Origin of the sequence: Microcoleus vaginatus HSN003 (assembly GCF_022701255.1) — a bacterium.
Taxonomy (GTDB): domain Bacteria; phylum Cyanobacteriota; class Cyanobacteriia; order Cyanobacteriales; family Microcoleaceae; genus Microcoleus; species Microcoleus vaginatus_B.
The window spans coordinates 3,789,512-3,808,175 of the sequence record NZ_CP031705.1 but is presented as its reverse complement, the minus strand read 5'-3'; the positions used below and the strand labels follow the sequence as shown (position 1 = coordinate 3,808,175).

At 44.5% G+C, this 18,664-nt stretch carries 18 protein-coding genes; 12 read left to right on the top strand and 6 right to left on the bottom strand.

The window, feature by feature from the left end:
- The first annotated feature begins 80 nt into the window (after window positions 1–80).
- From D0A37_RS16490 to pgsA, 3 genes are all read left to right on the top strand, one after another.
- Complete coding sequence (locus tag D0A37_RS16490) at window positions 81–791, top strand: sugar transferase (protein WP_242715948.1); 711 nt, start codon at window positions 81–83, stop codon at window positions 789–791.
- An 82-nt stretch (window positions 792–873) separates the two neighbouring features.
- A complete protein-coding gene (locus tag D0A37_RS16485; RefSeq protein ID WP_242715945.1) occupies window positions 874–1,719 on the top strand; it encodes an ADP-ribosylglycohydrolase family protein in 846 nt (281 codons plus the stop codon).
- 205 nt (window positions 1,720–1,924) lie between these two features.
- Window positions 1,925–2,443, top strand: coding sequence for a CDP-diacylglycerol--glycerol-3-phosphate 3-phosphatidyltransferase (gene pgsA, locus D0A37_RS16480; RefSeq protein WP_242715943.1), 519 nt, complete (start codon window positions 1,925–1,927; stop codon window positions 2,441–2,443).
- Window positions 2,444–2,636: 193 nt separating this feature from the next.
- Here the strand turns inward: pgsA and D0A37_RS16475 are convergent, their stop codons facing one another.
- The 3 genes from D0A37_RS16475 to D0A37_RS16465 form a co-directional block, all read right to left on the bottom strand.
- The gene (locus tag D0A37_RS16475) at window positions 2,637–4,382 is read right to left on the bottom strand and encodes a diflavin flavoprotein (protein WP_242715941.1); all 1,746 of its coding nucleotides are present in this window, start codon (window positions 4,380–4,382) and stop codon (window positions 2,637–2,639) included.
- On the bottom strand, window positions 4,375–5,004 hold the full coding sequence (locus D0A37_RS16470) for a vWA domain-containing protein (protein WP_242715939.1): 630 nt from the start codon (window positions 5,002–5,004) through the stop codon (window positions 4,375–4,377). Before D0A37_RS16470 ends, D0A37_RS16475 begins: the two co-directional genes overlap by 8 nt.
- Window positions 5,005–5,356: 352 nt before the next feature.
- On the bottom strand, window positions 5,357–7,084 hold the full coding sequence (locus D0A37_RS16465) for a diflavin flavoprotein (RefSeq protein WP_242715938.1): 1,728 nt from the start codon (window positions 7,082–7,084) through the stop codon (window positions 5,357–5,359).
- A 226-nt stretch (window positions 7,085–7,310) separates the two neighbouring features.
- On the opposite strand from D0A37_RS16465, the gene D0A37_RS29075 reads away from it, so the two are divergent.
- The 5 genes from D0A37_RS29075 to D0A37_RS16445 all read left to right on the top strand — a co-directional run bounded on the left by D0A37_RS29075 (window position 7,311) and on the right by D0A37_RS16445 (window position 11,657).
- Entirely contained in the window at window positions 7,311–7,436 is a 126-nt protein-coding gene (locus tag D0A37_RS29075) for a hypothetical protein (RefSeq protein ID WP_278187077.1), read from the top strand.
- A 125-nt stretch (window positions 7,437–7,561) separates the two neighbouring features.
- Window positions 7,562–8,155, top strand: a complete 594-nt coding sequence (locus D0A37_RS16460) for a DUF4129 domain-containing protein (RefSeq protein WP_242715937.1) — start codon at window positions 7,562–7,564, stop codon at window positions 8,153–8,155.
- A 6-nt stretch (window positions 8,156–8,161) separates the two neighbouring features.
- On the top strand, window positions 8,162–9,376 hold the full coding sequence (locus tag D0A37_RS16455) for a DUF4350 domain-containing protein (RefSeq protein ID WP_242715936.1): 1,215 nt from the start codon (window positions 8,162–8,164) through the stop codon (window positions 9,374–9,376).
- On the top strand, window positions 9,373–10,323 hold the full coding sequence (locus tag D0A37_RS16450) for an AAA family ATPase (RefSeq protein WP_242715935.1): 951 nt from the start codon (window positions 9,373–9,375) through the stop codon (window positions 10,321–10,323). The genes D0A37_RS16455 and D0A37_RS16450 overlap by 4 nt, the downstream gene beginning before the upstream one ends.
- A 5-nt stretch (window positions 10,324–10,328) precedes the next feature.
- Entirely contained in the window at window positions 10,329–11,657 is a 1,329-nt protein-coding gene (locus tag D0A37_RS16445) for a DUF58 domain-containing protein (protein ID WP_242715934.1), read from the top strand.
- Here the strand turns inward: D0A37_RS16445 and D0A37_RS16440 are convergent.
- Together D0A37_RS16440 and D0A37_RS16435 are read right to left on the bottom strand one after the other, a co-directional pair.
- Entirely contained in the window at window positions 11,635–12,585 is a 951-nt protein-coding gene (locus D0A37_RS16440) for a hypothetical protein (RefSeq protein ID WP_242715933.1), read from the bottom strand. The genes D0A37_RS16445 and D0A37_RS16440 overlap by 23 nt on opposite strands.
- Before the next feature lie 112 nt (window positions 12,586–12,697).
- The gene (locus D0A37_RS16435) at window positions 12,698–13,672 is read right to left on the bottom strand and encodes a stage II sporulation protein M (RefSeq protein WP_242715932.1); all 975 of its coding nucleotides are present in this window, start codon (window positions 13,670–13,672) and stop codon (window positions 12,698–12,700) included.
- 80 nt (window positions 13,673–13,752) lie between these two features.
- Here D0A37_RS16435 and D0A37_RS16430 point away from each other — a divergent pair, with 80 nt between their 5' ends.
- From D0A37_RS16430 to D0A37_RS16415, 4 genes are all read left to right on the top strand, one after another.
- Window positions 13,753–14,580, top strand: coding sequence for a DUF975 domain-containing protein (locus D0A37_RS16430; protein ID WP_242715930.1), 828 nt, complete (start codon window positions 13,753–13,755; stop codon window positions 14,578–14,580).
- Window positions 14,581–14,617: 37 nt separating this feature from the next.
- Window positions 14,618–15,406, top strand: coding sequence for an RDD family protein (locus D0A37_RS16425; protein ID WP_242715927.1), 789 nt, complete (start codon window positions 14,618–14,620; stop codon window positions 15,404–15,406).
- Window positions 15,407–15,482: 76 nt separating this feature from the next.
- A complete protein-coding gene (locus D0A37_RS16420; protein ID WP_242715925.1) occupies window positions 15,483–15,866 on the top strand; it encodes a helix-turn-helix domain-containing protein in 384 nt (127 codons plus the stop codon).
- Window positions 15,866–16,429: an IS630 family transposase gene (locus D0A37_RS16415; RefSeq protein ID WP_242715923.1), complete on the top strand. Its 564-nt coding sequence runs from the start codon at window positions 15,866–15,868 to the stop codon at window positions 16,427–16,429. Before D0A37_RS16420 ends, D0A37_RS16415 begins: the two co-directional genes overlap by 1 nt.
- A gap of 74 nt (window positions 16,430–16,503) precedes the next feature.
- Here D0A37_RS16415 and D0A37_RS16410 read toward each other — a convergent pair whose 3' ends face one another.
- Window positions 16,504–18,609 (bottom strand): GAF domain-containing sensor histidine kinase, encoded by a 2,106-nt coding sequence (locus D0A37_RS16410; RefSeq protein WP_242715920.1) that lies wholly within the window; start codon window positions 18,607–18,609, stop codon window positions 16,504–16,506.
- Between the last annotated feature and the right edge of the window lie 55 nt (window positions 18,610–18,664).

The window sequence follows — 18,664 nt, the reverse complement described above, 5'->3', positions numbered from 1 at the left end:
AGCTCAGCATTTCAAGTTCTGCAGATTTGGGATGGCTAATAAGATGGAGGTAAGAGATCGTTGAAGTTGAGACAAATCATATGAAATTTCCGATGGGTGCCTCGTCGAAATCATCATTATCAGAAACGCTGTCCTTATTTTTTCAAGAATTTACTTACAAAGTCTGTGTATCAAAACAACAGCATCACCGATCCGTAACGAGCAAGGTAAAGCGGGCGATCGATATTTTGGGCTCGCTGCTGGGATTGGCAATTGCTGCAGTGGTGGCGGTGCCGGTGGCAGTGGCGATGCTGTTGGACAATCCGGGCCCGCTGCTTTACAGTCAAGTCCGCTGCAGCTTCAAAGGGCGACATTTCAGAATATGGAAATTTAGATCGATGGTTGTCGGTGCAGACAATCTCAAACATTTAGTTAGCAACCAAGCCAAGGGTCACATTTTTAAGAATGAAAATGACCCGCGAATTACCCGCGTCGGCCGCTTCTTGCGGAGTACGAGTTTGGACGAGTTGCCTCAATTCTGGAATGTGTTAGTTGGCGACATGAGTTTAGTGGGAACTCGACCGCCAACTCCCGATGAGGTTGCTGCCTATGACGAGTTCCACTGGCAGCGTTTAAATGTCAAACCCGGTCTGACTGGGGAGTGGCAAGTCAACGGACGGTCTGGAGTTAAAGACTTTGACGAGATTGTCCGCATGGATCTCGACTATCAGGGTAAGTGGTCTGTTGTCTACGACATCACTTTGATTTGGAAAACAATTTGGGTGGTCTTCAGCAAAAATGGTGCGTGTTAATAGATTTGCTATTTTGGGGTGTTTTGGGATTTTAAATTTTAGGAAAAAAAGCGGATGAAATAGTAGGAAACGGATTAAATATATGTTAATAGAATTAGCAATTGGTGACGCTTACGGTGCTGGTTTTGAATTTGTTGACCAGCAGACGATTGAAATGTACAACAATCTCAACGGTTACATCAAGCATCCCCGTCACGAGATCCAGCCTGGATGTTACACAGATGATACGCAGATGAGTTTAGCCGTCGCAGAAGCTATCGTCAGCGGAGAACCTTGGACACCGGAACTTTTAGCCAGCAAATTTGTTGCAGCTTTTCAGCGCGATCGGCGAGTTGGTTATGCTGGCAAATTTTACAATTTTTTGCTACAAGTTCAAGACGGCAAAGAATTCTTAGCAAAAATTCACTCCGCTAGCGATAAAAGCGGATCGGCGATGCGAGCCGGGCCCATTGGCGTTTTTCCTACTATTGAAAAAGTTATTGAAAATGCTACCATTCAAGCTGCCATTACTCACAACACTCCTGATGGCCTTAAAGCAGCTATAGCGGCCGCTTTGATGTCCCATTACTTTATTTATCAGCTAGGTTTAAAGAAGAATTTGGCAAATTTTCTAGAAAAGCACGTAGCTGGTGAGTGGTCGATACCTTGGCAAGGAAAAGTTAGCGTTAAAGGTTTGGACTGTGTTAGAGCAGCTATTACTGCGGTCATGCGAAATGATAGTATGAGCAAACTGCTCCAAGATTGCATTGCTTTTTCGGGAGATGTCGATACAGTAGCAACTATTGCTTTAGCTGCGGCTTCCTGTAGCAATGAAATTGCCCAAGACCTGCCCGAAAATCTGGTACAAGGATTAGAAAATAAATCTTACGGCAGAGATTATATCAGAGAACTGGATAGACAGTTAATGAATTGCGCGATCTACTTCTGACTTCCTGATATAGGTTACATCCGTTAAATCCCTTACACTGTATCGTGGCCGAACTTCTTTCTATTAGGATTAAGACCAACTGTCACAAATAGGGTTAAATTTTAGGTATGTAGTTGCGCTTTAGCGCTCTTAGCTTAGGAAAGAGCGCCCAAGCGCAACTACATACCTTTGTTTAATGTGCCAGTTGGCCTTAGTCATATCTATTATGAATTTGCCTAATTTGATTACTTTCTCTCGCTTGCTGGGAGTGCCTTTTCTGCTCTACGGTTTGTACGACCCAAGCGCGCAAAGTCGCTGGATTTGCACGGCGATTTTTGTGGTAGCTGCGGCTACTGATTGGCTGGACGGCTATTTGGCTAGGAAGCTGAATCAAATTACCGATTTGGGTAAGTTTCTCGATCCTTTGGTGGATAAATTGTTGGTTCTCGCGCCGCTTTTAGTGTTGATTGAGTTGGGTCGAGTTCCGGCTTGGGGAGTATTTTTGATTTTGGGCAGGGAGTTGACAATTGCGGGGTGGCGTGTTAATAAAACTACGATTTCGGGAGCTAATATTTGGGGCAAATTGAAGACGGTGAGTCAGATTGTGGCGATCGCACTTTTAATTGCTCCTCTGTCTGAAGCGTGGAATTTTCCCGCATTAATTGCTTTTTGGGTTTCTGTGGCTTTAACGTTGATTTCGGGTGCTATTTATCTGTGGCCGGAACAGGAAATAAAAGAAAAGTAAGGGAGTTTTATATCATTAAACACGCGCTTTCCCCCAGTCCGGCAGGGGTTTAAACCCCTGCCTCAAAGCGAAAGTCCTCTAAAGAGGACTGTTAAAATCATCAGTCCTCTTTAGAGGACTTTTGCTATTAGCCGGGGGTTTAAACCCCCGGCGGACTTGTGGAAAAGCGAGGATTTATCAAGATTACTTCCCGTTAATAATGAGTCCCAGATTTCCGGTAGTGCACCGCTGTCACGCCCTCATTTTTGAGCAAATGACCGTTGTCAATCGCCGCATAGACTACCCAGTGATCGCCGCATTCCATCCGACTTATCACTTCGCATTCCAGATAAGCTAGAGCATCAGTCAAAACGAGACAGCCGTTGCTAGCTTCCATTGTTTCAACTCCGGCAAATCTGTCTTCTCCCGGAGCAAAGTTTTTCATGAAATACTTCCGCAACTGTCGCCCTTCTGCTAAGATGTTGAGCACAAATTTATCTCCGGCATACATCAAAGATTCGATCGATCGATCTTTGGCCACCGCAATCGTCACACCGGGCGGATTAAACGTTGCTTGCGACACCCAGGAAGCCAGCATCGCACTGGTGACATCCTCCCGCTTCGCCGAGACTACACACAGCGAACCAACGAGTCTCCCTACGGCTTGTTCAGTGCGATCGCTCCCTGCTGCTAACTGCGGTTTTGGTGCCCGCAATTTTTGCGCTTTAATCAAAGCTTGAGCAAAATCTGTTCCCACATCTGTGCACTCGTGAATCGTCGCCGCCGTCGGCTTAAATTTGGTTCTAATCGGCTCAAATCCAATTCGATAGCCGGCATCTTTCAGCTTATTTTCCACTAAGTCGATCGCCTCTCCACTCCAGCCAAAAGAACCGAAAACCCCCGCTAGTTTGCTCTTAGTTGCGGTAGATAAAACAATTCCCAAAGCAGTTTGAATTTGCGTCGGAGCGTGTCCTGCTAGCGTGGGAGTTCCGATGATAAATCCCGCGCATTTTTCGATAGCATCTTTGATTTCTCCTGGTTCGGCAAATTCGCAGTTGATACTTTCCACCGCAACGCCTGCTTTCGTAATTCCTTTGGCGATCGCCTGCGCTAAAGTCGCCGTATTTCCGTATGCCGAAGCATAAATCAAAGCAACTGTCAAGTCTTTGGAATTTTGTTGCTGGCTCCATTCCCGATACAAATTGCTCAGTTCATTAAGGCCGTAACGGACGATCGGGCCGTGACCGGGAGCATAAAATGCTGTTGGTAAATCCGCTAATTTATCCATTGCGGTCAGCACTTGTTTTGCCTGAGATGCGTGCAGAGAATCGTAATAATAGCGCCGATCTTCGCTGTAAACGCTCCAGCCTTCATCAAATACTTGGTCGCCGCAAACGTGAGCTCCAAATAGTTTGTCAGTGAACACGATTCGAGTGTGCGGATCGTAGGTGCAAAGTTGGTCAGGCCAGCGGGGAGTCGGAGTCGCAATGAATTTTAAGGCGTGACCTTTTCCTAAGTTGAGAGTTTCTTCTCCCCGAACGATCATAATGTTTAATTCTTGGTCGGGGAAAGCGGCTCGTAAATTAATTGCCGCTGGATTCGTGCAAACCAAAGCTACTTCAGGAGCTACTTCTAACAAAGCTTTAATCGTGCTTGCTCTGTTAGCATTGAAATGCCCCAAAATTATGTAATCCAGCTTTGTCAAGTCCACCCGTTGCTGCAAAAATTCCAGGTAATTTTGAGTAAAAGATTCCCCCGGCGGGTCGAACAAAGCAGTTTTGTCAGCTTGAATAATATAGCTATTTGCTGTCGTACCCTTTTGCAGCGAATACTCGACTTCAAATTTGAGTCTGTCCCAAGTGCGCGATCGTACAATAAAAGTATCGAGTGCGATCGGGATAAACTGCACGTCACGGGGTTTGGTATCCGATGCGAGTCTAGGAGTCAAAGTGTTAGTCATTAATTGCACCTATGAGAAACTGAACTACAGAACTTCTTTTGATTTCGTGCCAAAATTTAGTATCTACAATGTCAAACCTTGCACCTCGACCCTGTAAATTGGTATCTAGGTCAATCAGAAATTCCCTGGTTTTCAGATCGTCCCCAATTTGGATAAAGCTCACTCCAATTTCTTCATCTTCCTCTATTTTATTTGCCGCACTTACAATAATTTCGGCGACAGCAGCGACTTGTGCGGGTTTTTCATCAAGGACTGCAACAATTATTGCTCCTTTATTCCTTTTGCCATCTGTTTTGTTGACGAAATAATCGGTAAAACTTGCATTAAGAGCTTCTTCCAAATTAATTGCAGTGGGGTTTGCTGAATCCGGTTCCGTATTTTGTCGCTGCAAAATTTCAGCTAACCGCGCCACATTGGAATTTTTATACTTCCACATAGGAGTAGAAGCCTCGTAAAGAGTGATGCCGTCGCTGTCAAATTCCTGACATTTTTTTGCTAAATCGATCAGAGATGCCTGTGCTTCTATCCAATCCTCGTACCAAGGATGTTGGGGGTCTCTGCTGGCATCGCTTCTGGCAATAATAATTGTGTAATCTCGGTCTTCTAAAAGATTGACAGGCATTGGCAATTCCCCTAGTTAAAATGGAGTCAAAATGACAACGGTTGGCCCGGTAAGGTGTTTGTGGCGCACCCAACACCCAGAACCCGGTAAGGTGCGCCACAAGCACCCAACGTTGAGAGTTTTTGCGTAGCCAGTTGCGTCCTGGACTGTAATTGTAGGGTGCGTCAGTAGATAGTCGATGATGAAGTCGAACAAAACATCGGCTGACGCACCTTACTCATAAGTTTGGGGTGTGTTGACTCAGACAGTCGATCAGTATTAATATATCGTTGAATTTCCCTATTGCTTCTGACAACTGCCAACAGTCAACTGTCAACTGACAACAGTCAACTGTCAACCGTCAACAGACTTCCTAATAGTGATTTCCCACTTTGCGGTGGTGAACTGCCGGCAGTGCATCGGGATTGGATACGCGGCCGCTATCGACGATCGCATATACGATATGATGATCCGAAAGTTCCATCCGGCTGACTACTTCGCATTCCATGTACGCCAAAGCATCGGTCAAAATCGGAGAACCGTTGGTAGCAGGTTGAGTTTTAACTCCGGCAAATCGATCGGCACCAGGAGCAAAACGCTTTAAAAAGTGCCTCATCAAGGTTTGATAATTGCCTTCTTCGAGCACGTTGAGAACAAATTTATCTCCCGCGTGCATCATCGATTCAATCGCCCGATCCTTCGCAACTGCTATTGTTAAACCCAGCGGTTTAAAACTTGCCTGCGTTACCCAAGAAGCTAGCATCGCACCGCTAACATCGCCTTTTTGAGCGGTGATGATGTACAGTCCGCCACTGATTCGTCCCAAAGCTTTATCGAGGTCGCTATCGAGGGATTTCATCTGTTTGACTGCTTTGTCCCGCGTCAGCCACTGTCCCAAGTCGGTGCCGGCTTCGTCGCAAAGTTGATAACTCGCTTCTGTCGGTGATTCTTTAATTAAAATGTTGGGAAATGCTTCTTTTAAACCCAACTCTTTGAACTTGTTTCTCAGCGGGTAAATAGATACGTCATCGCCGCCACCAGATTCACACAAACCGAAAGATTGTTTGTTGTTAGCTGCAACTAAAATTGTGTTGATTACTGCTTCGGCATTCACAGCAGCAGTACCGCCACTCGGTGGCGAACAAATTACGATGCCGGCAGCATTACCGACAAGTTCCGCAACTTCTTGCAAGTCGGCGATTCTCAAATCCATCATTTCCACAGCGACACCGGTTTTGGTGATACCGTGGGCGATCGCCTGGCTGAGTCGATCGCTAAATCCGTAGTCGGAAGTGTAAAATACCGCTACAGTGGTTTCTGCCTTAGCTTGCGCTTGGCTCCACTTTTTGTAGCGTCCGGTAAGTTCCACCACATTGTGCCGCAGCAGCGGGCCGTGACCGGTCGCAACTGTACCAATTTCTCCCAACTCGGCCATCCGCTTCATCGCAGCGAGTACCGATCGAGCATTGGGAGCCATCAAACACTCATAATAAAAGTGGTAATCTTCCTCAACTGCTGCTAAATCGTCATCGAAGGTGCTGTCGGAACAGTAGTGCATCCCGAAAGCATCGCAGGTGAACAGCACTTGAGTTTTGCTGTCGTAGCTGAAAATAGTATCGGGCCAGTGCAAGTTCGGGGCCGATACAAATTCGATAATGTGGCCGTTTCCTAAATCTAGTTTGTCCCCGTTTTTTACTACCAATCGCTCAAATGGTTGGTGTACAAGGTTTTCTAAAAATTGAATTGCTACTTTTGCCCCCACGACAATTGCTTGGGGTGCCAACGCCAGCACGTCTTTGACTAAACCGCTGTGGTCTGGTTCGGTGTGGCTGATAATTAGATAGTCAATCTCTTTCGGGTCAATTTCGCCCGTCAGAGTGTCCATGTATTGCTGGCGAAACTTCTCGTGCGAGGTATCGACGAGGGCAGTTTTTTCACCGCGAATGATGAATGAGTTGTAAGTTGTACCGTTTTTGAGTCCGAATTCGATGTCAAAGCGGTCTCTATCCCAGTCCAGGCATCGAATTGCCGTTGTGTCAGGGGCAATTTCGACTTTTTCCACCGTCAATCTGCGTTGGACTCGTTCAGTCAGCGCTACCATCAGTGCCTCCTTGTCTTTTACCCATTACCTTATTGTTTCCATTCTGACACGTTTCTTTTGTAAATCTTTATAAAATTTCTTATAAGGCTGTTAAGTATCCCAAAATTTATGGCGTAAGGCAGTTCGGCAACAAAGCACTGTACCGGATGTAAGGGATTTGAGGAAGAAGGAAAATTCAATAAAATCAATTTTGGGCCTATAAACAGTTGACAATAAACTTATCTCTGTGGTAATAAAACTGAATTCAAGCGGTTGGGCGATCGCCACTTTAGAAGAATATCACTCAAATGCGATTCTCGATCGCACGGCAATTAGGATTAGGGACAATAACTCGGCATTTAAGTCAACCTAATCAAACGTCAAATGCGATCGCGCTCTCTTATCGGGATATGTTTAAGAAGTCGGGGATTTGGGGATAATGATAGAAGAAAAAATTTTCCAATCCGCAATCAAAAATCTACTCATTGATGTAAAGCTATGTCTGAAAGCTCCTTTGATAAAACTAATTTGGGCTGGCAATTAGGACAGTCGCAACAGCGATTGCAGGAGTGGTGGGAACTAAAAACTGCCCAAAATATACCGAATGTCAAATTGCCATCTTGGTTTGATTCCCCCATCTTGGGGGCGATCGCTAAAACGGCCTTTTGGTTAATCTTAGCATTGCTCACAGTCTGGGCGAGTTGGCAGATTTGGCAACTGTTACGTTTTTATATTCATAATTTTCAAAAGAGGAATCAAATAGCTGATGGAAGTGCAAAAAAAACAATTAAAGATTTGTCGGTAGCAGAGTGGTTTTTGCGATCGCAAAAATTGCAGCAACAAGGCAAATACCGCCAAGCTTGCCGCTGTCTTTACATGGCCGTGTTGCAGCGGTTAAATGACGCGGGAACCGTGGTTTATCAACCCAGCCGCACGGATGGCGAATATTTGCAATTAATCCAGCAATTACCGCAGCCAGTGCCTTACGAAACTTTGATAAGAATACATGAGCAGTTATATTTTAGTAAGACGGAAGCTGACGCCTCAACCTTTGAACAGTGTCAGCAAGCTTATCAACAAATTAAGGATTAAAGATAGATGAACTTGTCAAAGCGTAGGTTGTGGTTGTTGGGAGCGATCGCCATTACTGCAATAATGATCATTACCCTGCTATTTGCTCCGGCTAACAACAAAGTCAACAGCGGTTCTACTTATAATAGAGCGCCGGACGGCTACGGAGCATGGTATGCTTTTATGTCAAAACGGGGAACCGAGGTTCAGCGCTGGCAAAAACCTTTTGAAGACTTTGCTAAAAACCAAGATGCAAAACCACCCAGTACACTTTTGCGTATCTATAGTAAATTGATACCAGAAGTTGTTTCTGATACAGAGAGAAAGTGGGTGGAACAAGGCAATACTTTGGTAAATTTGGGAGTTCGCGCCCCGGTGACACCAGCACCTTTTAGTAGCTTGCACCCAGCTTCAGCCGGGGAAATCAAGATTGACACGGGGCGGAGATACCCCAGCAATAAAAAACAAGTTTTAGACGATCAATTTGGGGCAATTGTTTGGAGAAAAACACTTGGTAAGGGAACAGTTTATTTTGCCAGTACCTCCCATTTAGCTGCTAATGCTTATCAGGATTTTCCAGGTAATTATGAATTTTTAGCAGGGCTGGTTACTCAATTAGAAGGTGGAGAACAAGAAATAGAGGGGGTCGAGCAGGCTCTAAAAGTGAAATTAATCCAAAATTCGAGCAATCCCCAAAGCCAGGGAACGAGTGAAATCCTCAATAAAGTCTGGGTAGACGAATACATTCACGGCTACAAAGATGCAGAAGTTATTGAACGCGAATACCAGGGAAATTTATTCACTTATTTAGCCAAAACTCCTCTATTTCCCGTTTTAATACAGGCGACAATTATTTTAATCGTTGCTATTTTTGCCGGGTGGAACAGGTTTGGACAGCCTGTAACTTTATCAGCGCCGCAGGTTGACAACAGCGAAGCTTACATTCAAGCATTAGCAGGTGTTTTGCAAAAAGCAAACAGCACTGATTTTGCCGTAGAAATTATCGGAAAAGAAGAACAGTTACAACTGCAAAAAGCATTATTAGGACAGGGATCGCTGGAAAGTGAAACCCTAACAAATGCTTGGGTTGAGCAAACAGGGCGAAAAGCGGCAGAATTGTCAGAAGTGCTGCCCTCGCCATCTCATAAACGGCGAATCAGCGATTCAGATTTGCTAGCGTGGTTGGGTAAATGGCAGCAAATCCGTCAACATCTCCCCTCTGACAGGAAAAATCTAAAATGAGCGAAACAAACTCTATTTTTAAACGCCTCAGCCAAGCCCTCGACAAAATAGTTGTGGGTCAATCTTCCACTGTACAGCACTTGCTAGTGGCACTTTTGAGCGGCGGACACGTAATTATTGAGGGAGTCCCTGGAACCGGGAAAACTCTACTTGTAAAAGCGATCGCCCAATTGATTCAAGCAGATTTTCGTCGCATTCAACTAACGCCGGATATTTTGCCGTCGGATATCTTGGGAACGAATATTTTTGATTTTGAAAGCCGCAGTTTTACCCTGAAAAAAGGGCCTGTGTTTACTGAAGTTTTGCTGGCGGATGAAATTAATCGCACGCCTCCGAAAACCCAGTCAGCACTGCTAGAAGCAATGGAAGAACAGCAGGTAACGTTAGACGGTGAGACTTTAGCTCTGCCAGAATTATTTTGGACGATCGCCACTCAAAATTCCCTAGAATTTGAAGGCACTTATCCGCTACCAGAAGCTCAGTTAGACCGATTTTTATTTAAACTTGTGGTTGACTATCCCGATGCAGCCGCCGAAAAGCAAATGTTGCTGAACGCAGAGGCAGGATTTCGCGCCAAACGTCTCGATTTAGCTCGGATCAAATCTTTAGCAACGGTAGAGCAAATAATTAGCGCCCGTCAAGCTGTACAAACAGTCAAAGTAGAAGAGAAAGTGCTCGATTACGTGCTAGCTTTGGTACACAATACGCGAAAACATCCGGATTTGGCATTGGGTGCTTCTCCGCGATCGGCAGTAGCTTGGTTGCAAAGTAGTAAAGCTCACGCTTGGCTAGCGGGCAGGGATTATACTACTCCTGATGATGTGAAGGCGATCGCACTGCCGCTTTTGCGTCACCGTCTGATTCTCAAACCAGAATCGCTGCTAGATGGCTTGCAAATTGATTCGGTAATTGCTTCGGTATTAAAACAAGTTGCTGTACCGAGGTAAACCAAATGATTCCTTCTATTCGTCTTTATTTCCTGTTAGCGATCGCAATTCCGATCGCCCTTTTGCTCGCTATGCTTGTAAATCTGCAGACAAGTATTATCGGCACTTTGCTATTTGACTGTTTAATTGTAGGTCTAGCCATTACCGACGCACTGCGCGTAAAATCTCATCGGGTGCAAGTGACACGCCATCCGTTGCACCGACTTTCGATTGGGCGAGACAATCCGGTTTTACTGTCAGTGCGATCCTCTCCGAGGGCTGCGCTAACGGCAAATCAAACAGCTAAAATTCGCCTGCGCGACTCCTATCCGCTAGAGTTTGATGTCTCTCAACCGATGCTAGAAGCCTCCCTCAATCCTAACAGCGAGGAAGAATTAACTTATACAATCCGCCCGTCAAATCGCGGAGAGTATAAGTGGGGAGACATTCAAGTGCGGCAGTTGGGAAACTGGGGTTTAGCATGGAACGACTGGACAATACCTGCTAGTGAAAAAGTGGCCGTTTATCCCGATTTAGTGATGTTGAAAGAACTCTCTATTCGGCTAACATTAGAAAATAGCGGCACAATGCGTGGGTTACGAAAACTCGGCATGGGAACTGAATTTGCCGAACTCCGGGAATATGGTATTGGTGACGATCCTCGCTTGATTGATTGGAAAGCTACTGCAAGACGATCGCGCCCTTTAGTCAGAGTTTTAGAACCAGAAAAAGAGCAAACCTTGATTATTTTACTCGACAGGGGACGGCTGATGACGGCGCGAGTGCAGGGTTTGAAGCGTTTTGACTGGGGAGTGAATGCAGCGCTGTCTTTAGCCTTGGCTGGACTAAATCGGGGCGATCGCGTGGGAGTCGGTGTGTTCGATCGGGAAATCACGACTTGGATATCCCCGGAAAGGGGTCAACATCAACTATCTAAATTGATTGAACGCCTGGCGCCAATTCAGCCAGTTTTGTTAGAACCAGACTATGTTGGTGCTGTAACTAAATTAGTAAGTCAACAAACTCGCCGTGCATTAGTAGTGCTAATTACTGATTTAGTAGATGTCACAGCTTCTACAGAAATGCTTTCGGCTTTAGCGCGTTTAGCACCTCGTTATTTGCCTTTTTGCGTAACTTTGCGCGACCCTCTCGTTGACCAAATCGCTCACACTTCCACCGTGGAAATTACACCTGCTTATAATCGTGCTGTAGCTTTAGATTTACTAGCCCAGCGTCAGGTAGCTTTTGCACAGTTGAAACAAAAAGGAGTTTTGGTTTTGGATGCACCAGCCAATCAAATTAGCGAGCAATTAGTTAACAGATATTTGCAACTTAAGTCGCGGAATCAGCTTTAATCTTCTCAGCTTCCGCAGCATTCGCAAAGTAAGGTAAAGGCCCTTTGAGAACAGACCAGTTTTTATAGATGAAACCGATTACCCAAGGGGCTGACAAAGCAAAAAATAAGACATTTAGCTGTATTTGAGAGCGAAATACATCTAGAGTGCTTCCTACTTGATTGTCTAAAAAGGTTGTATATGACACATTCCAAATTCCCCAAATAAGCTTTTTCAAAGCCATAAAAATTATTAGTACAAGTAAGCTGCGGCTTTTTACATACAAAATTGCGTTGATGATGGTTGCAATAACACTAGATATAAAATTATAAGAAATTAGAGGCAGCAGGAAAAAAGCTATTATTGCTCGGGTGTTTCCCCATTTTGCCGCCCATCTGTGTAATAGAATAGCCTCGAAAATAAAGGCATAAAATATGGGAAATATTACATAAGAGTAGATAGCGGAACTCAAGTAGTAAAGCGCAGGAAAAAAGGTGTTTGAAGGTGTAATTAAAATACTGGTACTGGTATCTCTATTGTCAATCAATATTTTTTCAACAAACGAAGGTACAATAAAAGACAAAGGATAATAAAATACTCGGAATACACTTAGTGAAAAAACCACGTTAGCGAGCGCAAGACCTACTAATGGCAACCATGGGTAGTGAGTGGGAACTTTACCAACCAGATATTTAATTTCAATTCCTGCTAGCCTGCATTCTCGCCCCACCAAAGCCAGTAGCAAAATCGTTAAATAAGTTCCAAATATTGCCACAACTAATAGATCGAATGGTGTTTTACCATCGAACTGTATCCCCCGTGTATAGCCAATCATTGCCAATTGAAAGTAAATGCCTGTACCCAATAAGCAGTACCATCCAAATATATGCCGAAGTTTGATTCGAGAAAAAGGATTGTCTTCCGGAAAGCGGATGTTAGTAAGAGTCATGATTTTAATTAGTTACTTGGCTCGATCGATTCCAAAAAGGGGCGAGAATGAGCGTCAAAGTCCCCCTTTTTAAGGGGGATGCGAGGGGTATCTCCGGCTTTGAAAACACGCCCTAGCTTTGAATAGGAGTTGTAGCCGATCGCCTTTTACTGCAATACATCACCAAGAGCGCAAACAACCCGATCCCAGCCAAATACTTCAACGGATCGGGAATTGCCGGATTTGGCGAGAAAAAACCCTCGATCGTACCAGCAATTACCAGCATCGGCACAATTCCAAATAGCAATTGTGCAGCTTGAGTACCATAAAACTTCATGGCATCAGCACGACGATATTTGCCAGGAAAAAAGATGGCGCGGGCGATGATTAAACCAGCGCCGCCAGCTAAAAAAATCGCCGGCAATTCCAGGGAACCGTGAGGAAATACAAACGCCCAAAAAGGGTAAGCTAAATTGTGCTGAGCTACTAAACTGGCGATCGCGCCGATGCTCACTCCATTAAATGCCATAATATAAACAGTGTAAAGACCGAAAACAATCCCTCCCCCAACAGCCGCAAAACATACGGATAGATTGTTAGTCATAATACCGCTAGAAGCTAAAGGTTCGATTCCCACAATTGAACCCATCCACAATTTCCCCTCATCGCGTACCGTTTTAATCAAATGTCCAGGAACTACGAGGGACAAAAACGCCGGATCTTGCCAAGCAAACCACCAAGCAATCAACGCCATTACTAAAAAAATACCCGTCGCAGTCGCCGTATAACCAAACGTCTGCTGTACCGTAGCCGGAAAACCCCAGCGGCAAAACTCCACCATAGCTTCCCAATCTTGGCGGCGCGAACCTTGGTAAATTTGGGTGTAGCCACGAGAAGTTAACCTTTGCAAATCTTGTAACAAAATATTACCGACTTCATTTGTCCTAGCCCTAGCCAAATCTGCCGAAACAGAACGGTACAAACTCGCTAATTCCCTGATTTCAGACGCAGGTAAGGACTTTAGCCCCTTTTTTTCTACTTGCTGTAAAAGAGTGTCCAACCGTTTCCAGTTGGGTTCTCGCCGCGCGATCCAACGTTTAATATTCATAAAGTTTTCACTAAGTTCTATTAGATATAGCTTAAGATAGTTGTAAATTTTTCGCCTCACACAACTACACTCATCCAGTCATGCCTAAAAAAAATCTTAGTTCTTCTGGACAAACAGGCCCCTTGAGCGTCGGTAATGTTGTTAGTGCTAGCTTGCGGATTTACCGCGACCATTTTAAGTCATATTTTGGTTTGGCATTCGTAGCTAATCTGTGGTTGTTAGTTCCGATTTACGGTTGGGCTAAATATTCTGCGATCTTAGGGCTCATTTCTCGTCTGGCTTTCGGTGAAGTTAGGGAAAAGCCAGAGACTGTCAGTGATGCTCGCCGTGAGGTGAATCCTCGGATGTGGAGTTTTTTCGGGGCGGGTATATTGACATTTCTGATTTTTTTTGGGGGATCTTTGGTAGGTGGGATCGCTATGGCAATCTTGGGAGGGGGGGCTGCTGCGATCTTGGGGCAAAATTACCTACTTATTGCAGCTTTGGTGGCAGTTGCGGTCATTGCTTTCTTAATTATCTATATCCGAATTTTCTCTCGCTTGCTGATTGTTGAGTTGCCGCTGGCGATCGAAAATAATATAGGTGCTAGTTCAGCAATCGGTCGCAGTTGGCAGTTAACTAAGGGGTCGGTCGGACGCATTCAGTGGATAGTTTTTGTGGGCATTTTGGTTTCGCTCCCGATCACGATTGTTGTGCAGATACTTACTGTGATCGTTCAACTTTTTTTGACTCCACTTTTGGGCGGAGAAACGGGTCTATTTTACTTAGTTTATTATCTTCTTATTTTGCCATTGAGCTTTGGCAGCGCGGCGCTGGTGACTCCTTTTTGGCAAGCTATGAAAGCCATTATCTACTATGACCTCCGCAGCCGCAAAGAAGGTTTTGGTTTGCAAATGCGCGATCGCTAATTCAGCCTCAGTCAAAACATAAAATTTGCTCAAATTTATGCGACTTTTTAATCGATTCACTCTCCACACTCCCGAAAGTGTAGAACTAGAATTTACATTAGCGGGAATTGGCAACCGCGCCTACGCATTGCTGATCGACTATATCATTTTGGGTTTAATTATAGTAGTATTTCTATTAGGTGCGCTGATATTTAATTCAGTGTTGCTGGAGACGATCGCAAAGTTGCTAGGAAGTACCAATCGCTTAGAACTCTGGTTGATAGCAGTTCAAGCATTAATTGGTTTTTTCATTTATGTAGGTTACTTTGTATTTTATGAAACGGTGTGGTCTGGTAAAACACCAGGCAAGCGTTATGTCAAAATCCGAGTAATTCGGGATGATGGCCGTCCAGTCAGGCTTCAGCAATCAACTCTACGGGCTTTGCTGCGGCCTTTTGACGACTTATTTTTTATAGGTGTATTTTTGATCGTGTTCAACCAGCAGGAAAAACGTTTAGGAGATTTGGTAGGAGGCACCCTGGTAATTCAAGAAGAACAACCTATGACAACTGCTGCATTGAAAGTATCAACATCGGCTCAATCCCTAGCAAATAAACTGGTGCTAGAGGCCGATATTTCCAGCTTGCTGCCAGAAGATTTTGCTGTAATTCGAGAGTATTTACAGCGGCGCGAAGGGATGATACCTAATGCCAGAAATGAATTGAGCAAACAACTGGCTACTCAAGTTAAAGAAATCATAGGTTGGGAAAAAACGCAGAAAAAAGTTGATGCTAATGTCTTTTTAGAGGCTGTATATCAGGCTTATCAGCAGCAAGTTGACAATTAGTATCAAGTCGGGTTAATTACTACAGCACTTCCGGATGTTATGAGGTACAATAGAATCGACTAAAAATAATATACCAATGAAAGCATACTCAGTAGATTTGCGATCCAAAATAGTAGCAGCCCATGTCGAGCAGAAGCTGTCGATCAGAAAAACAGCAGAAATATTTGCCTGCAGTAAAAGCTTAGTTCAAAAACTTGTCAAGCAACAAAAAATAGAGGGGAATTTACAGCCTAAACCGAGGGGTAAACCCAGATTCAGTCATTTGAATAATGCGTCACAAGAGTTAAGAGAAATAGTGGTCACACATCCCGATGCAACTTTGGTAGAATTGTGTGAGTTGTTCGCCCAAAAGACAGGAAATTGGGTAGGCAGAACAGCCATGTGTAGCGCCTTACAGAAGTTGGGATTAAATCGTAAAAAAAAACAGTCAGGAGTAGCCAAGCAGGCACAGAAAGAGTGATGAAGTTAAGGTTAGACTATTGGGAAAAAGTCAAGGATATCGAGCCAAAAAATCTAGTATTTTTAGATGAGACTGGAGTATTGCTAGGTTTAACCAGAACTCATGCACGTTCGCAACGAGGAACTAGAGCCTATGCGGTCAAACCTTTTTATCGAGGCAAGAAAGTCACAGTAATTGGTGCAATTAGCCTCACGAAAGTAGTGGCATTAATGACCCTGGACAACTCGATGGATAGCAAAGCATTTGAGGTGTTTATCGAGAAATGTTTAGTGCCACAATTGTGGCCCGGAGCCGTAGTAGTGATGGATAACTTACCAGCGCATAAAGTAGATTCAATTACATCGATGATTGCCGTGGTGGGTGCTTCTATTTTATGTTTATCCCCATACTCTCCTGATTTTAATCCGATTGAATTATGGTGGTCGCAACTTAAATCTTTATTGCGACAGTTTTCACCAACCAGCACTAAAATGGTTGACACGATAATTGCTGTGGCTCTTGACTTAATTAATCCGAAACATCTCAAAAACTGGTTTACTAATTGCTGCTACTGTACCTCATAACATCCGGAAGTGCTGTAACAAATCCACGGAGAGAGGGCATGGGGCATGGGTCATTAATCTGACTAAAGCAGGAATTATGCACTTACCCTCTGATTTGTCAGCGGCAACTCTACAATAAACTCAGTTCCTTGGCCCACCTGACTGACGCAGCTCAGCTTACCACCATGAGCTTGAACAATTACCTGATAGCACACTGAAAGTCCCAAACCCGTGCCTTTACCCACAGGTTTAGTAGTAAAAAAGGGGTCAAAAATCTTGTCTTGAATTTCAGCAGGAATGCCAGATCCCGTGTCGCGGACAGAGATTGTTACCCAGTCCGGCTCGCTTTGCCAACTGCGGATGGTTAATTCCCCCGGTTTGCTCGTTGACTGGAGCGCATCTAAAGCATTGTCAATCAAATTATAAAATACTTGGTTGATTTGACTGGCATGACATTGGACGGGCGGCAAACTGCCGTATTGCTTGTCTATTTTGATATGGGTTTTTAGCTTATTTTGCAGCATCAAGAAACTGCTTTCTAAACCTTCATTCAAATCTACTGGTTTTAATTCAGCGTGGTCTAAACGAGAAAAATTTCGCAGCGTCATCACGATCGAGCGAATCCTCCCGCTGCCTTCTCGCATTGAATTGATCAGTTTACCAAAGTCTTCTCGAATGTAATCGAGTTCTAGTTCTTCATTGATTCTAACAATGGCCTCCGCTGCTTCCGGGCAGGCATTTCCGGCCTGTTCTAGAGCTTCGTTCAAGACTTTAAAATATTCTTGAGCGTGAAACAAGTTAGCGTGGATAAAATTGTTGGCGTTGTTAATTTCGTGAGCAATTCCCGCTACCATTTGCCCCAAACCTGACATTTTTTCGCTTTGAATCAATTGCTGCTGCGCCGATCGCAATTCTTCTAAGGCAGCCTGCAATTGCTGGGTTTGAGCTTGAGATTTTACCGCAGCATCTTGGACTTGGCTATAAAGTTCTGCTTGCTGAATGGCGATCGCCATTTGGTTGGCTATCTGGGAGAGCAACTCCATTTCTTGCCGCTGCCAATTGCGGGTATCCCGGCACTCGTGAGCAATCAGCAAACCCCACAGCCTACCGGGAAATTTAGGATTATAGCTTGCCGCTGTTTCGGAGGAACTTTCTTCAGTTCTCGATGTAACAATCGGCACGATCAGATTAGCTTTTACCTGCAAACGGTCTAAGAAATCAACGTGACAAGGCTCTAAACCAGCATTAAAAATATCATTAATGGCTTTGACTCGCCCTTGCTGGTAAAGATCCGCGTAATCTCCCCGGAAACACTTATCCGCCCCCATATCTCCTAAAATTGAAGGCCAAGGAATCACCATATCTTCAACAACAACTTTTCCTTGCCAGTTGTCTTGAAACTGATAGATGATTACTCGATCGCACTTCAACATTTGGCGGACTTCTCTCACCGCTGTTTGTAGAATAGTTTCCAGATCGAGGGTACTGCGAATTTGGTTGCCGATCAGCCGCAGCAGCGATTCTCGTTCGGCTTGGCGCCTGGTTTTGCTATAGAGTTTGGCTTGATTGATCGCGATCGCCAATTGCGATCCTACCCCTTCTAAAAGCTGCCTTTCCCACTCAGTCCATTCCCGTTGGCGATCGCACTGATGCAAGCCAATTATGCCATTCACTTCACCTTGATAGCGAGTAGCTATTGCCAGCATTGACTTAATCTCCAAAGCTTCGGCAATTTTTCGAGTTTGTGGGTTCAATCCCGGAAAATCGAGAAACTTCGTCACTGCTAGCGACTCTTGCTGAGACACGACGGCAGCCAAATGCGGGTTGTCACTCATTGGTACTTTCATACCAAGTTGAATCGGATAGTCCCCCGCGTTGTACTCTCCGCGCGTGACTAAAGTTTTTTCTGTATTTGATTCTTTGACTAAAATGCTCACGCGGCTGCACTGTAACGCTTGCCCCAGCAATCTGCAGGCCGATGTCAAAATTTCTTCTATGTCAAGTGTACTGCGAATTTCGTTATTAATTTGGTTCAGCAAGTTTGATAACTGAACTTGCTGCTGCATCTGCACGATTAGGGCTTTTTGTCGGTCTACTTCCGGCAGCGAAAGACTTTCTTCCTGCCTCCACTTTTCAGATTCAGGCAACCGCGAAGTTACTCTTTGCCAGGGGTTTTCGTGTTCTTGTATTTTCAAAGACATATTTACTCAGGAGTTGTACAGTATTTTGATTGAGTCTGTTTTTTTAAACCTATGC